Source organism: Bradyrhizobium genosp. A, assembly GCF_049949275.1.
Lineage (GTDB): Bacteria > Pseudomonadota > Alphaproteobacteria > Rhizobiales > Xanthobacteraceae > Bradyrhizobium.
In genome coordinates this window covers 3,687,290-3,701,101 of sequence record NZ_CP188196.1, presented here as the reverse complement: position 1 = coordinate 3,701,101, position 13,812 = coordinate 3,687,290, and the positions used below count along the sequence as shown (strand labels likewise).

Genomic DNA, 13,812 nt, shown 5'->3' with positions numbered 1-13,812 from the left:
AGTGGTGGGTTACGCTGTCGCTAACCCACCCTACGCAGCGCTACGAAGCGCTTTCAGCCGACCGCGTCGCTCGCCCGCAGCAGCGTCGTGAAGCCGCCATAGATCATGCGCTTGCCGTCGAACGGCATGCCGGAGCCCTTCAGCCGCGGATCGGCCATCACCTTGGCGTTGACGGCATCGCGGCTCGCTCGATCGCGGTAGACGATCCACGAGAACACCACGACCTCATCCTCCGTTGCCATCACCGCGCGCGGAAAGGATGTGAGCTCACCATAGGGGACGTCATCGCCGATGCATTCGACATAATCGAGCGCGCCGTGCTCCATCCACACCGCGCAAGCCGTTCGGGCCAGCGCCTTGTAGGCCTCGATCTTGTCCTTAGGTACGGCCAGCACGAAACCATCGACATAAGACATCACGGATCTCCTTGGGTTGTACGTCCCGAGGACGATCGGACGCTCGCCGATCCGACCGGCGATGGCAAAGTCGGGATGAGGCAAACCGTCGCGAGCCGCGGCACGGCACGGCAGGCCCCGGGATAACCGCGATTCTGAGCTTAGGAAAGCGCCCGAATTGGCTGGGGAACTAGGATTCGAACCTAGACAAACAGAGTCAGAGTCTGTTGTGCTACCGTTACACCATTCCCCAACGGAATAGTCGAACAAATTCAATATCTTACTGATCTGTCCGACAGTGGCCGGAAGCGCGGTCTGCGCAAATCACGGCTCAGGCGTGGCAGGTTCTACCTGCTCAGCCTGAGGCTGGCAAGCGCGGCTGTGCACGGATCACAGCGCAGCCGCCCTCACTCAAGCACACGCGCCGCCCCCTACTCCATCTTGATATTCGCGGCCTCGATCACCTTCTTCCACCGCGCTGCCGCCGCCGAAGCCGACGACGAGATCGGGCTTGGGTTTTGTGATCGCCGGGCTGAGCGTCACCGTGGATGCGATGCGCATGGACATGCCGACCTTTCGCGATCAGGCGCTGCCGAAGCTGATGCGGCTGACGAGCACGGTGCAGGAGATCGCGATCAAGTCGGGCCTGCTGAGCTGAGCGCGCCGTCGGCCGAAGCGCGATCTCCCAAGACAGCTATTCGGGGACGAGCGTCGCAAGTCCGGCTTCGATAATGGTGATTTCCTCGCTCACCTGTGCGATGGAGTGCTGCGGGTCCACACCGGTCACGGCCACCAGCTGCCGCAGCAGGTCCTGGCGATGCGCCAAAATATCTTCCAGCGCATCGCGATCGTTCAGCCTCACATAGCCCTCAACGATCAATTCAACGGAACGCGACATGGTACTCTCAATACAGACTGATTTCTGATCGCGCGAAGATATCGTGCTGGTGCGCGGTTGCGGGAATGAAATCGCGTCAACCTTGACAGGTAAGATTAATGGCCGTGCAACGCACTGCCTAAACAGTGATACGATCGAAGTCTGCGGCGACCCGGACGTTCGGAAAGATCTTTGCCGCCTCGGCCATGATCTCTCCGTCCTCATAGCGGCCAGACAGATGGGTCAGCACGAGCTGCTGAACGTTATTCGTAGCTGCGAACCGAGCCGCCTCTGCCGCGGTGAGATGGCCATAGTCCCGCGCCGTCGGCGCATCGCGATCCAGGAACGTCGCCTCGATCACCAGCAGGTCCGCATCCGCGACATGTTTCGATAGTCCCTCGGTGGTCTCGGTGTCACCGATCACGACCAGCTTCCTGCCGCCACTCGGCGGACCCAGGACATCCTCCGGATCGATCGTTCGGCCACCCTCAATCATGACCGGCCGACCTGCGGCCAGTTCGCCGCGCATGGGACCATCGGGCACACCAAGCGCAGAGAGGCGATCAGACAAGAGATGGCGGCGCGCAGGACTTTGGAATACGAAGCCAAAACTGTCGGTGTCACGATGACGGACCGGAAAACAGCCGAGGGTGAAGTCGCCGGCATCGACAACCTGCCCTTCAGAGAGCGGCGCGAACTCTATCGCGATCGGCGCCCGTCCCTCGCCCCACAAGCCTGCGAGCATGCGGGTGACGATATCGAGCGTGCCTGGGCCGCCATGGATGGTCATCACATCGGAGGTCTGCCGCAGCCCCAATGTCGAGAACAGACCGGGGATACCGAGCACATGGTCGAGATGCCCGTGCGTCAGCAGAATGCGATCGAGCCGCCGAAAGCCGGTGCCGCTTCGCAGCAACTGTCGCTGCGTGCCCTCGCCGCAATCGATCAGCATGCGCTGGCCCGCGGCCTCCAGCAGAAGCGCCGGATGGTTGCGCTCTATGGACGGAACGCTGGCCGAGGTCCCAAGAAATGTCAGGGCGAACATTGCCTACTCTTGTGCGAGATCGCAGGGCTGATCCCTTTGGAGCCTTACCCGCGCGCCGACTGCGCCTCAACCGCCTGCACCGCTACGGTCGCCACCTGTCGCAGCGCCTCACGGTCGGAGCCCGAAGACGCCATCACGCCCATGCCGACGGACACCGCCGAGACATAGCGCGCAAGCGCGGCGGGATCCGAGGTCGGCTTGAGATCGCCTTCAGCCTTCGCACGAACAAAACGCTCGCGGAGCTGGTCTTCATTCTCGGCCCGGCGGGCGGCGAGCTCGAACGGGACGTTCTCGGAGCCGGTGCCGCAGGCGATACCGCCTTGCACGAGCAGACAGCCCGGCGGGTTGGCGGGATCGGTCTGCTTCTCGGCGATGCCCATCAGCATCCGCTCGGCAACATCCCGGGCGGTGGGTGCGGCCACCACCTCGTCCATCCAGGCGCCGCGCAATTTGCTGTAGCGGTCGAGCGCGGCCTTGAGCAGGCCTTCCTTGTTGCCGAAGCAGGCATAGAGGCTCGGCGGGTTGATGCCCATGGCCTCCGTGAGCTGGGCAATCGTGGCGCCCTCATAGCCATGGCGCCAAAACACTTCCATCGCCTGATCCAACGCGACTTCGGCGTCGAATTCGCGGGGGCGTCCCATGCCCATGTGCCTGTCTCCTCAGGAATCGGCGTCGTCCCTCGACCTAACGCCTGGTCCTATCTATTTGTTCTGTCTTTCTTTTCTCTTCCGCCTTCCCAATCTTGCGGTAAGCGGCTACAATTTTCTTAGTGAATGGTACATAAGTATCTTGCGCTGCGATATCCAGCTCCACATCTGTAGTGAACACTACATTTCTGGAGCGCGCAAATGCCCCCCTCCCAAAATACCCTTCGTCCCGGCCGTGTCCGCCGCCTTCTCGGCGGCGTTGCGATCGTGGGTGCCCTCGCCGTGGCCGGTTCGATCGCAACCGGCCATTACTTTCGCGCCGCGCAAGCGACCGCAACGGCCGCCGCCGCTGAGCAGGCCGTTCCTGTCACGATCGCGCTGATCGAACCAAAGCAGACCGTGCTGTGGGACGACTTCTCCGGCCGGCTCGAAGCCATCAACCGCGTCGAGCTTCGCCCGCGCGTGGCCGGCGCGATCCTGTCGACCAATTTCACAGAGGGCGCGCTGGTGAAGGCCGGTGACGTCCTGTTCAAGATCGATCCGGCGCCCTATGAGGCCGAGGTCGACAAGGCCAACGCACAGCTCGAGGCCGCGAAGGCGCGCGTGGTCTTCACCCAGAGCGAGCTCGAGCGCGGCGCGCAGCTGGTCGGCAACGCCGTGGTCACACGGCGCGACTACGACCAGCGCGACAACGCCAATCGTGAAGCCATTGCCAACGTGAAGGCGGCGGAAGCGACGCTCCACACCGCAAAGCTCAATCTCGACTACACCGAGGTGCGCGCCCCCGTGGATGGCCGCGTCGGCAAGTTCGAGATCACCGTCGGCAATCTCGTCGCCGCCGGCACCGCCTCCCCGGTCTTGACCTCGCTGGTCTCGGTCAATCCGATCTACGCCTCGTTCGATGCGGATGAGGAGGTCGTGCTGCGTGCGTTGAACTCGATCGCGGATGCGTCCGGCAAGCGCGGCAATCTCGACCAGATCCCGGTCGAGATGGCGACCTCCGGCGGCCTCTCGGCCAAGGGCCACATCCAGCTCATCGACAACCAGGTCAACGGCCAGAGCGGCACGATCCGCGTCCGCGCGGTGTTCCCCAACGAGGACGGGCGTCTCATTCCCGGCCAGTTCGCCCGCGTGCGCATGGGCCAGCCGAAGCAGCAGACACTGGTGATGATCGACGAGCGCGCGATCGGCACCGATCAGGACAAGAAGTTCGTGATGGCGGTCGGCGATGACAGCCGTGCGGTCTACCGGCCGATCACGCTTGGCGGCTCGGTCGACGGACTGCGCATCGTGACAGCGGGTCTGAAAACCGGCGATCGCATCGTCGTCAACGGCCTGCAGCGCGTGCGTCCCGGCGCTCTCCTCAAGACCGAGGTGGCGGCGATGGGCGCGCGCGGACAGCAGGCCTCCAACCACAGCAACCAGGACGTGGTGCAACGCTAATGTTCTCCGTCATTCCGGGGCGCGCGTAGCGCGAACTACGGTGCGTAATTGCGCACCTGAGAATCTCGAACCTACGAAACTCCGATCACTTCACCTCTGGATTCCGGGTTCGCGGGCTTCGCCCACGCCCCGGAACGACGGCGGAGCTATCGGGGAACCGCACGATATTGCCCAGGGGCAAAGCCATGAATCTCTCAAAGTTCTTCATCGATCGTCCGATTTTTGCAGGCGTGCTGTCGGTCCTGATTTTCCTCGCAGGCCTGATCTCGCTGTTCGCAATGCCGATCTCGGAATACCCCGACGTCGTGCCGCCCTCGGTGCTGGTGCGCGCGACCTATCCCGGCGCCAATCCCAAGGTGATCGCGGAAACGGTGGCGACACCGATCGAGGAGCAGATCAACGGCGTCGAAGGCATGCTGTACATGTCGAGCCAGGCGACCACCGACGGCGCGATGACGCTGACGGTGACGTTCCGCCTCGGCACCGATCCTGACAAGGCGACACAGCTGGTGCAGAATCGCGTGCAGCAGGCCGAGCCGCGCCTGCCGGCCGTGGTGCGCCAGCTCGGCATCATCACCAAGAAGTCCTCGCCCGACCTCACGATGGTCGTGCATCTGCTGTCGCCGAACAACCGCTACGACATGACGTATTTGCGCAACTACGCAGTGCTCAACGTCAAAGACCGTCTGGCGCGGATCGACGGCGTCGGCGACGTCCAGCTCTACGGCGCCGGCGATTATTCGATGCGGGTCTGGGTCGATCCGCAGAAGGCGGCCGAGCACGGGCTGACCGCAAGCGACATCGTCAAGGCGATCCAGGCGCAGAACGTCGAGGCCGCCGCCGGCGTGGTCGGCTCCTCCCCGAACGTCAAGGGGATCGACCTGCAGCTCTCCGTCAATGCCGAGGGACGCCTGGCGAATGAAGAACAGTTCGGCGACATCGTGGTCAAGACCGGCACGCGCGGCGAAGTCGTGCGGCTGCGTGATGTCGCACGTATCGAATTGGGCGCTTCGGAATACGGCCTGCGCTCGCTGCTCGACAACAAGCAGGCGGTCGCAATCCCGATCTTCCAGGCGCCGGGCTCCAACGCGCTGGAGATTTCCGACCACGTCCGCGCCACCATGGCCGAAATCAAGAAGAACATGCCGGAGGGCGTGTCGTACCAGATCGTCTACGACCCCACCCAGTTCGTGCGCTCCTCGATCGAGGCTGTGATCCACACGCTGCTGGAAGCGATTGCGCTGGTGGTGCTGGTGGTGATCCTGTTCCTGCAGACCTGGCGCGCCTCGATCATTCCCCTGCTCGCCGTGCCGGTCTCGATCGTCGGCACTTTCGCGGTGATGCATCTGTTCGGCTTCTCCATCAACGCGCTCAGCCTGTTTGGCCTGGTGCTCGCGATCGGCATCGTTGTCGACGACGCCATCGTCGTGGTCGAGAACGTCGAGCGCAACATCGAGGGCGGGCTGTCGCCACGTGATGCCACCTATCAGGCCATGCGCGAGGTCTCCGGCCCGATCATCGCGATCGCGATGGTGCTGATCGCCGTGTTCGTGCCGCTGGCCTTCATCTCCGGCCTCACCGGGCAATTCTACAAGCAGTTCGCGCTGACGATCGCGATCTCGACAGTGATCTCGGCCGTCAACTCATTGACCTTGTCGCCGGCCCTGTCGGCCCTGCTGCTCAAGGGCCACAACGAGCCGAAGGACCGCCTGACGATCATCCTCGAAAAGGCGCTCGGCTGGTTCTTCCGCGGCTTCAACAAGGCTTTTACGCGCTCCTCGGAGAATTACAGCGGCACCGTCACCAAGGTGATCTCAGGCAAGGCCGCGGTGATGGGACTCTATGTGGTGCTGGTCGGCATCACTGCCTTCCTGTTCCAGCAGGTGCCGAGCGGCTTCGTGCCGGGCCAGGACAAGCAATATCTGGTTGGCTTCTCGCGGTTGCCCGATGGGGCCACCCTCGACCGCACCGAAGAGGTGATCCGCAAGATGAGCGACATCGCGCTGACCCAGCCCGGTGTCGAAAGCTCTGTGGCTTTCCCGGGCCTGTCGATCTCCGGATTCACCAACTCGTCCAATGCCGGCATCGTGTTTTCGACGTTGAAGCCTTTTGATGAGCGCAAGGGCCCGGCACTGAGCGGAAACGCCATCGCGGCCGATCTCAACAAGAAATACTCGGGGATCCAGGAAGCCTTCATCGCCATGTTCCCGCCGCCACCGGTCAACGGCCTCGGCACCATCGGCGGTTTCAAGCTCCAGATCGAGGACCGCGCCGGTCTCGGTTATGAGGCGCTGAACGAAGCCACCAAGGCGTTCATGGCGGCGATGCAGAAGGCGCCGGAGATCGCCGGCGTGTTCTCGAGCTTCCAGGTCAACGTGCCCCAGCTGTTCGCCGACATCGACCGCACCAAGGCGCTCCAGCTCGGCGTGCCCGTGACGGAGGTGTTCAACACGCTCCAGATCTATCTGGGATCCTACTACGTCAACGACTTCAACAAGTTTGGCCGCACCTACTCCGTCTATGTCCAGGCCGACGCGCCGTTCCGCGCCCGTGCCGACGATATCAGGCAGCTGAAGGTGCGCTCATCGTCCGGCGACATGGTGCCGCTCTCGGCGCTGATGACGATCCGCCAGAGCGCGGGTCCAGAGCGCGCGATCCGCTACAACGGCTTCCTGTCGTCCGACATCAACGCGGCCGCCGCGCCCGGCTTCTCGTCAGGCCAGGCGCAGGAGGCAGCGACCCGGATCGCGGCGGAGACGTTGCCGCCCGGCTTTGCCTTCGAGTGGACCGACCTGACCTATCAGGAGTTCATCGCCGGCAATTCCGGGCTCTGGGTGTTCCCGCTGGCGATCCTCCTGGTGTTCCTGGTGCTGGCGGCGCTCTACGAGAGCCTGACCCTTCCGCTCTCGATCATCATGATCGTGCCGATGGGGCTGCTGGCGGCGATGTTCGGCGTCTGGCTCTCGAAGGGCGACAACAACGTCTTCACCCAGATCGGCCTCATCGTGTTGGTCGGTCTCTCCGCCAAGAACGCGATCCTGATCGTCGAATTCGCGCGCGAGCTCGAATTCGCCGGTCGTACGCCGATCCGGGCCGCGATCGAGGCGAGCCGGCTGCGGTTACGTCCGATCCTGATGACGTCGATGGCGTTCATCATGGGCGTACTGCCTCTGGTGCTCTCGACCGGCGCCGGCTCGGAGATGCGGCGTGCCATGGGCGTTGCCGTGTTCTCCGGCATGATCGGCGTCACCGTGTTCGGCCTGTTCCTGACGCCGGTGTTCTATGTGCTGCTGCGGACCGTCACCGGCATGAAGCCGCTGGTGCATCACGGCAGCGACATCAGCACGGCACCCGTGCAAGGCCTCAAGCACTAAAGCAGGGAAATCCCCGAATAGGGCATGACGTCGAGACGTCTTCGCCAAAGACCAGGATAAATGCGAACAGCGGGCGGGCTGTGTGCCGTGCATCACGCGCCCGCTCGCTGCTTGCTCAATCAACCGCGCCTCAGGCGCGCGGCATCTTATTTCCGGTTCTCCTCGCAGAATTTCAGCGCGGCGAGCGCTTCGCCGGCGCGAGGAGTCTGCATCTCGATGCTGTCGTCATCATCGTCCTCGAAATCGAGCGTGAGGCGCTTGGCTTTCGATAGGCGGTCCATGATGGACTGATCATACTCGAAGATGCCGCGCACGGTGGTCTTGTCCATGACCTCCCACTTCGCCTTCGACATGATGTCGGCGTCGTCGGTGCCGACATCGGCTTTCAGGATCTCGCCGACCTTGTCCCACTCCCAGCCATCATAGATCATCACGATCACGATGGCCTTGTCGGAATAGGTGATGACGATGACGTAGTCGCGGTTCTCGTCGTTCTTATCCTTGTAGCCGCGGCTCGCGTTGCAATGGGTGTCCTGGGTACGCTTCTCGATGGTCCAGTCGCCGACTTTGGATTGTTGCGCGAGCGCCGGCCCGGCACTCAAGGCGCCCCCGAGCAGCGCAGCGACAAGAAGAAATCGTTTCATGTCAGCCTCCAGCGTTTCCCCGGACCAAACTGACCATCTCTCCCGGCAGGCCGCAAGGGCCTCAGCCGGCTCGACCCGGCCGATAGCCAATGGCGGCCCCCTAGGCGCGCCGCGGCACGATCGCGATCGGGGTGAAGGTGTAAACCTCCTCGCCGTTCTGGTTGAACATCGTCCATTTCACCAGCGCGATGCCTTGCGGCTTCGACTTCGACGGCGTCAGGCTCATGACCTCGCCGACCAGATGCAGGCGGTCGTTCGGCCGCACCGGAATGGTCCAGCGCAGCCCGTCGACGCCGGCGCCGATCAGCGGATGCGGGCCGAAGGGACGGGTCTGGATCGCGAGGTTCATCGCGATCGCCGCGGTGTGCCATCCCGACGCAGCCAGGCCGTTGAACAAGGTCGCCTTGGCGGCCTCGTGGTCGAGATGCATCGGCTGCGGGTCGAACTCGGCGGCAAACCGCTTGATGTCGGCCTCGGTGACCTCGACCTCCGGGGATTTGAAACGCATGCCGACGGTGAGATCGTCGAACCAGGCAACCTGTGCCATGATTTTGCCTCGAAATGTGATGCGACGCGCGCGATACGCACGACCAAAGGGATGGATCGGTGGCTCGGATGTAGCGTTTTGGCCGGTCATAGGCCAGCCCCGGGGTTCCCCGCGAAACCGCTTTCCCAAATCGACGAAACACGCCTGAAACAGATGGCCGGTTAACTGGTTGTCAAAATCATACAGGGACGTGCGTCATGCAATTCTTCCTCGACCTGATCTGCGAATATGCCTGCTGCCAGCATCTCGTCGCCCGGCCGCTTGGGGAGGACGAGCTATGATCGAGCTGATCTCGGCCCTCCTTGCCCTTTGCAGCGTCGGCGTTTTTGCGGCACATGCGCTCGACGCCTATCGCACAACGCACCTCTGACCGGCTCTCCCACCGGGCCTGTTCGCTAGAACGGCCGCCGGTAGAAGTGCTCGGAATGCGTTGCCGGTGGAAACCGGTTAGCGAGCGCCAGAGCTCCCTTCTCGTCTGTCTCGATCGCGATCTTCTGCGCCAGCATCACGTCGCCCGGCACGAGGAAGCCTGACGGGACGAAGCACCACCCCATCGTTGCATTTCCCGCGTCGTCGACCTCGTGGACGTTGGCGGCGGTGCCGTAGTGAATGCGATAGCGCTTGCCGCTGTCGCAACCGATGACGTCAAAATGCCGGTGCTGCTCGAATTGTGCGCGCTGCTCTTCAGACAGCCATTCGGACAACAGCCGCCGACCGCGCGCCTCGGGCGTGTTCTCGCCGAAGAAGCGCCGGTAGAGCTCGCGGAGCGCGTGCAGGCGCGCTCGCGCGGGCGCGCGGAGCCTGAAGACCGCGATCATGAGCCGTTCAGATCAACCGCCGACCAAGCGGGGATAGAACAGCGTCTCCCGCGCGGTCGGATCGAACGATTTGATACGCGTGACTTCGCCGGGCCCGGTCCGGTACGCGGCGGTAAAGCCCGCGCCGGTCAATTCCCGAAAGCGTTGTTCGGCCCGCGCCAACGCTTCGGCATTTTCTGGATCAAACTCGTGGCGTGTATCGCCGGTCTGGTCCATCACGATCTGGGTAGCCATGTTGAGTTCTCCTCATGCCCAGCCCCGAACTTGATCTAAGCAAACCTCATGCCGTCGGTTCCCGAAAGCAACAACTTTCTCTCGTGCGGTGGGTCACGCCTTGCTGAGCGCCTCAGCGCGCCGCCGCCGCCCCACCACCCCCGTCGATCTGCCGGCCCATCAGCGCGATGGCCTTCTGGTAGACGCCTGCCGCATTCCAGGCCTGGATGGCGGCGAAATTCGGCTCGCCCGGCTGGTAACCGGCTCCCGCACGCCAGCCATTGGCTTTGAGGAAGTTCGCCGTCGAGCTCAGCGCGTTGGCGGCGACGTCGAGATTGCCGGTGCCATAGGCCAGGATGTTCTTGGGCATGAACTGGGTCTGGCCGACCTCGCCATGCATGGAGCCGCGGGTTGCCCCCGACAGCGCGCCGCGGTCGACCAGCTTCAGCGCAGCATAGAGCTGCTCGGTGAAAAATTCGGGACGGCGGCAGTCATAAGCGAGCGTCGCGATCGACGAGAGCATGTTCTGGTTGCCGCGCTGGCTGCCGAAACCGGTCTCCATACCCCAGATCGCGATCAACGGCCCCGGCGGCACACCGTAGCGCTGCTCGATCGAGGCGAACATCGCGGCCTGCGACTGCTTCAGCGACCGGCCGCGCGCGACGATGGTGGTGGCGCCGCGCTTGGCCAGGAATTGGTCGAGCGAGAGCGAAAAGCTGTGCTGGCTGCGGTCGGCGCCGATGGTGGCGCTGGCGTAGTTGGTTTGCATCAGGGCCGAGATCGCGGTCTGACCGATGCCTTTGCCCTGCGCCTCCGCACTAAACTCGCGCTTCCAGGCCTCGAAGCCGCCGGGTCCGTTGCCGCATTGCGCGGCATGGGCGGCGGGGATCAGGGACAACAGTAGCGCGGCCGCGCCAATCATCGCCGTCGCAACGGTCCTGCCCTTGGTCATTCCGCGTTCCCTTCCCTCGATTTTGCGCGACCGGCTCGCGCGCGGGCATGATCCTACGTCAGCCGCGCGCGCTCAAGCCCCCCGACTGATGCAATCAATGCATGCACAGCGCTTGACATCAATCAAACGCTTAGCGTCCGTCATCGGTCCCAAGCAGGAAATCCACCATGATGCTCTGGTGCTGTTGGTACATGTCGGTGCCAGTCGCGGTAACGCAGCCGAGCTTGCGGGCCTCCGCGATGAAGGGCGAAGTTTCTGGCTTCGTGATCACGCAGCCGCAATAGGCCGACGGTGCCAGCCGCGTGACATCGACCGGCAGCGGATCGCCGTCCTGCATCCCGGCGGGCGTGGCATTGGCGACGAAGTCGAAGCCTGCGGGATCGACGCTGCCTGCCCGCACGGACGCTCTGCCGAGCCCGTTGAGCTGATGGACAAGCACATCCCGCCGTTCCGCCGAGCTGTCGTGAACCGCGAGCTCACTCACGCCGGCCTCGACCAGAGCAAGCGCAATCGCCGAGCCTGCCCCGCCTGCACCGACGAGAAGCGCCCGCATTCTCCTGGGATCAATCCCCTTCGTCCGTGCGGCGCCGAGGAAACCGAGGCCGTCCACCATGTCGCCGTGCCACGAACCATCGGCCCGCCGGCGCATCAGGTTGACGGTGCGCAGGAAGTGCGCGCGTTCCGTCGCGCTGGCACAGGCCTGATAGCAGGCGAATTTGTGCGGAATGGTCACCACGATGCCGTCGAGGTTCTTCAGCCGGCTCGCCACCGAGAGAAAATCCGGCAGATCGGCGGTCGCAACCTGAACCGGAACGAGAATGCCGTCATGGCCGCGCGCTGCGAACTCGGCCGAGACTCCCGCGGGCGACCGCACCTGGGCGATGGGATCGCCGACGATGACGTAGAGCCGCGTTGCACCTGATGGCGCCGGGATCATGCCGCTCATGCCGGGACCGGGGCCCCGTCGGTTTTCGCGTCCGCTCCATAGGTCAATTCCAATCCGTCCAGGCTGCCTTCCTTCCGCCATTTGGCGAGCAGCCGGAGGAACGCCACCGGCCCGCGCCAATATTGGCTGTTGCGCGCCGCGATCGGATCGAACACGCCTTCATTGTTGTAGTAACCGGGCGTGCATTCGGCGAGGTAGGTCTGGCGGCCGAGCGCGGCCTTGACGACCTCGTCGACCCAGGCATTCTCGGCCGCGAGCGTCGGCTCCAACGTCCTGGCACCGCGCTTGCGCGCCTGATCGATGACATAGGCGATGTGCTGCGATTGCTCGTCGATGATGTGCGGAAAGTTGGCGCTCTGGCCGGCCTGCACGGTCACGATCAGGAAGCAGTTCGGAAAGCCGCGGCTGTAGAAGCCGTGCATCGTCTTGACGCCATCGCGCCAGCGCTCCGACAGGCTGACTCCGTCACGGCCGTAGACCTCAAAACCCATGCGGCGCGCATAGTCGGTGCCGACCTCGAAACCGCTGGCGTAGATCAGACAGTCGAGCTCATAGGCCTTGCCGTCGACGACGACCGCATTCTCCGTGATGCGCTCGACGCCCCTGCCCCCGGTGTCGACGAGATGCACATTGGGACGATTGAACGTGTCGAGATATTCGTCATGAAAGCACGGCCGCTTGCAGAACGCCTTGTACCAGGGCTTGAGCGCCGCGGCCGTCGCGTCGTCCTTCACCACGGCGTCGACGCGGGCCCGGATCTCCTCCATCTTGCGATAGTCGGCCTGCTCGATCACCTTTAGCGCCTCCTCCATCGAGGTCACCGGCTGTGGCTGACGACGCGGCGCCAGCAAAATCTCGCCGAGCAGGCCGGTCCAGCCGTCCTGCACCAGATCCTGCTCGAACGGCTCGCCCGAAATCACAGCGGTGAAATTGTCCATCCGCTCGCGCTGCCAGCCGGGCTTCAGGCTTTCCGCCCAGGATTGATCGGTGGGCCGGTCGTCACGCACGCCGATCGCCGACGGCGTACGCTGGAACACGTAGAGCTCCTTCGCCGAGCGGCCGAGATGCGGCACGCACTGCACGGCGGTGGCGCCGGTGCCGATGATGCCGACGCGCTTGCCGGCAAGCCCGTCGAGGCCTCCCTCGGCGCTGCCGCCGGTGTAGGCATAGTCCCAGCGGCTGGTATGGAAACTGTGCTCCTTGAAGCTTTCGATGCCGGGAATGCCAGGCAGCTTCGGCCGGCTCAACGGACCTCCGGCCAGGATGACGAAACGCGCACGGATGCGATCACCGCGGTCGGTTTCGACCAGCCAGCGTCCCTCCCGCTCCTGCCACGCCATGCGCGAAATGACGGTCTGAAACAGCGCGCGCTCGTAAAGACCGAAGTGGCGGCCGATGCGGCGCGAGTGTTCGTAGATCTCCGGCGCACGCGCATATTTGCGCACCGGCATGTAACCGGTCTCCTCCAGCAGCGGCAGGTAGATGTAGCTCTCGGTGTCGCAGGCTGCACCGGGATAGCGATTCCAGTACCAGGTGCCGCCGAAATCGGCAGCCTTTTCCACGATGCGGAAATCAGTGACGCCGGCCGCGCGCAGACGCGCACCAAACAGCAAGCCGCCGAAGCCGCCGCCGACGACGACGACCTCGCTCTCTTCGCTGACGGGCGCGCGCGCAAATCCGGCATCGGCACAGGGATCGTCGAGATAGCGGGCAAAGTCTGCGGCCATCTCGACATACTGCGCCTTGCCTTCGGAGTGCAGACGCAGGTCGCGCTCGTCACGATAGCGCGCCCGCAAGGCTTGAATGTCGATGGTAGGCGCGCCGGCTGCGCCGGTCTTGTGTCTTTCCGCTGACATCGATCTCCTCCACGGCGGGCGCTGCTTCGGCCTGCAGTTCGCGCCAGTTAGCCCT

Annotated in this window: 14 protein-coding genes and 1 tRNA gene; 3 read left to right on the top strand and 12 right to left on the bottom strand. The window is 63.9% G+C overall.

The features are described 5' to 3' along the window. Positions 1-53: 53 nt before the first annotated feature. A complete protein-coding gene (locus ACP2YP_RS17010) occupies positions 54-416 on the bottom strand; it encodes a DUF1428 domain-containing protein (RefSeq protein ID WP_426425469.1) in 363 nt (120 codons plus the stop codon). A 158-nt stretch (positions 417-574) separates the two neighbouring features. Next, positions 575-648: transfer RNA gene (locus ACP2YP_RS17005), tRNA-Gln, on the bottom strand. A gap of 258 nt (positions 649-906) precedes the next feature. Here ACP2YP_RS17005 and ACP2YP_RS17000 point away from each other — a divergent pair. Then, entirely contained in the window at positions 907-1,053 is a 147-nt protein-coding gene (locus ACP2YP_RS17000; protein WP_426425468.1) for a hypothetical protein, read from the top strand. Positions 1,054-1,089: 36 nt separating this feature from the next. Here ACP2YP_RS17000 and ACP2YP_RS16995 read toward each other — a convergent pair whose 3' ends face one another. The 3 genes from ACP2YP_RS16995 to ACP2YP_RS16985 all read right to left on the bottom strand — a co-directional run bounded on the left by ACP2YP_RS16995 (position 1,090) and on the right by ACP2YP_RS16985 (position 2,964). Further along, complete coding sequence (locus ACP2YP_RS16995; RefSeq protein ID WP_148771434.1) at positions 1,090-1,293, bottom strand: hypothetical protein; 204 nt, start codon at positions 1,291-1,293, stop codon at positions 1,090-1,092. Between the two features lie 118 nt (positions 1,294-1,411). Continuing rightward, positions 1,412-2,317: a ribonuclease Z gene (rnz, locus tag ACP2YP_RS16990; RefSeq protein WP_426425466.1), complete on the bottom strand. Its 906-nt coding sequence runs from the start codon at positions 2,315-2,317 to the stop codon at positions 1,412-1,414. A gap of 44 nt (positions 2,318-2,361) precedes the next feature. Continuing rightward, positions 2,362-2,964: a TetR/AcrR family transcriptional regulator gene (locus tag ACP2YP_RS16985; RefSeq protein ID WP_426425465.1), complete on the bottom strand. Its 603-nt coding sequence runs from the start codon at positions 2,962-2,964 to the stop codon at positions 2,362-2,364. 201 nt (positions 2,965-3,165) lie between these two features. Here ACP2YP_RS16985 and ACP2YP_RS16980 point away from each other — a divergent pair, with 201 nt between their 5' ends. Continuing rightward, the gene (locus ACP2YP_RS16980; RefSeq protein ID WP_426425463.1) at positions 3,166-4,407 is read left to right on the top strand and encodes an efflux RND transporter periplasmic adaptor subunit; all 1,242 of its coding nucleotides are present in this window, start codon (positions 3,166-3,168) and stop codon (positions 4,405-4,407) included. A gap of 185 nt (positions 4,408-4,592) precedes the next feature. Then, complete coding sequence (locus tag ACP2YP_RS16975; RefSeq protein ID WP_426425461.1) at positions 4,593-7,781, top strand: efflux RND transporter permease subunit; 3,189 nt, start codon at positions 4,593-4,595, stop codon at positions 7,779-7,781. 146 nt (positions 7,782-7,927) lie between these two features. Here the strand turns inward: ACP2YP_RS16975 and ACP2YP_RS16970 are convergent, their stop codons facing one another. The 7 genes from ACP2YP_RS16970 to ACP2YP_RS16940 all read right to left on the bottom strand — a co-directional run bounded on the left by ACP2YP_RS16970 (position 7,928) and on the right by ACP2YP_RS16940 (position 13,757). Then, the gene (locus ACP2YP_RS16970) at positions 7,928-8,425 is read right to left on the bottom strand and encodes a hypothetical protein (RefSeq protein ID WP_426425459.1); all 498 of its coding nucleotides are present in this window, start codon (positions 8,423-8,425) and stop codon (positions 7,928-7,930) included. Positions 8,426-8,525: 100 nt separating this feature from the next. Continuing rightward, positions 8,526-8,972 (bottom strand): MaoC family dehydratase, encoded by a 447-nt coding sequence (locus ACP2YP_RS16965; protein ID WP_148749390.1) that lies wholly within the window; start codon positions 8,970-8,972, stop codon positions 8,526-8,528. A 395-nt stretch (positions 8,973-9,367) separates the two neighbouring features. Next, on the bottom strand, positions 9,368-9,790 hold the full coding sequence (locus ACP2YP_RS16960) for a hypothetical protein (RefSeq protein ID WP_426425458.1): 423 nt from the start codon (positions 9,788-9,790) through the stop codon (positions 9,368-9,370). A 12-nt stretch (positions 9,791-9,802) separates the two neighbouring features. Further along, positions 9,803-10,024 carry a hypothetical protein gene (locus tag ACP2YP_RS16955; protein ID WP_027532266.1) on the bottom strand — a complete coding sequence of 74 codons (222 nt, stop codon included), beginning with the start codon at positions 10,022-10,024 and terminating at the stop codon, positions 9,803-9,805. 112 nt (positions 10,025-10,136) lie between these two features. Beyond that, the gene (locus tag ACP2YP_RS16950) at positions 10,137-10,955 is read right to left on the bottom strand and encodes a lytic murein transglycosylase (protein ID WP_426425457.1); all 819 of its coding nucleotides are present in this window, start codon (positions 10,953-10,955) and stop codon (positions 10,137-10,139) included. A 130-nt stretch (positions 10,956-11,085) separates the two neighbouring features. Then, positions 11,086-11,892: a shikimate dehydrogenase family protein gene (locus ACP2YP_RS16945; RefSeq protein ID WP_426426181.1), complete on the bottom strand. Its 807-nt coding sequence runs from the start codon at positions 11,890-11,892 to the stop codon at positions 11,086-11,088. Positions 11,893-11,897: 5 nt separating this feature from the next. Continuing rightward, entirely contained in the window at positions 11,898-13,757 is a 1,860-nt protein-coding gene (locus tag ACP2YP_RS16940) for a flavin-containing monooxygenase (RefSeq protein WP_426425456.1), read from the bottom strand. Positions 13,758-13,812: the final 55 nt, after the last annotated feature.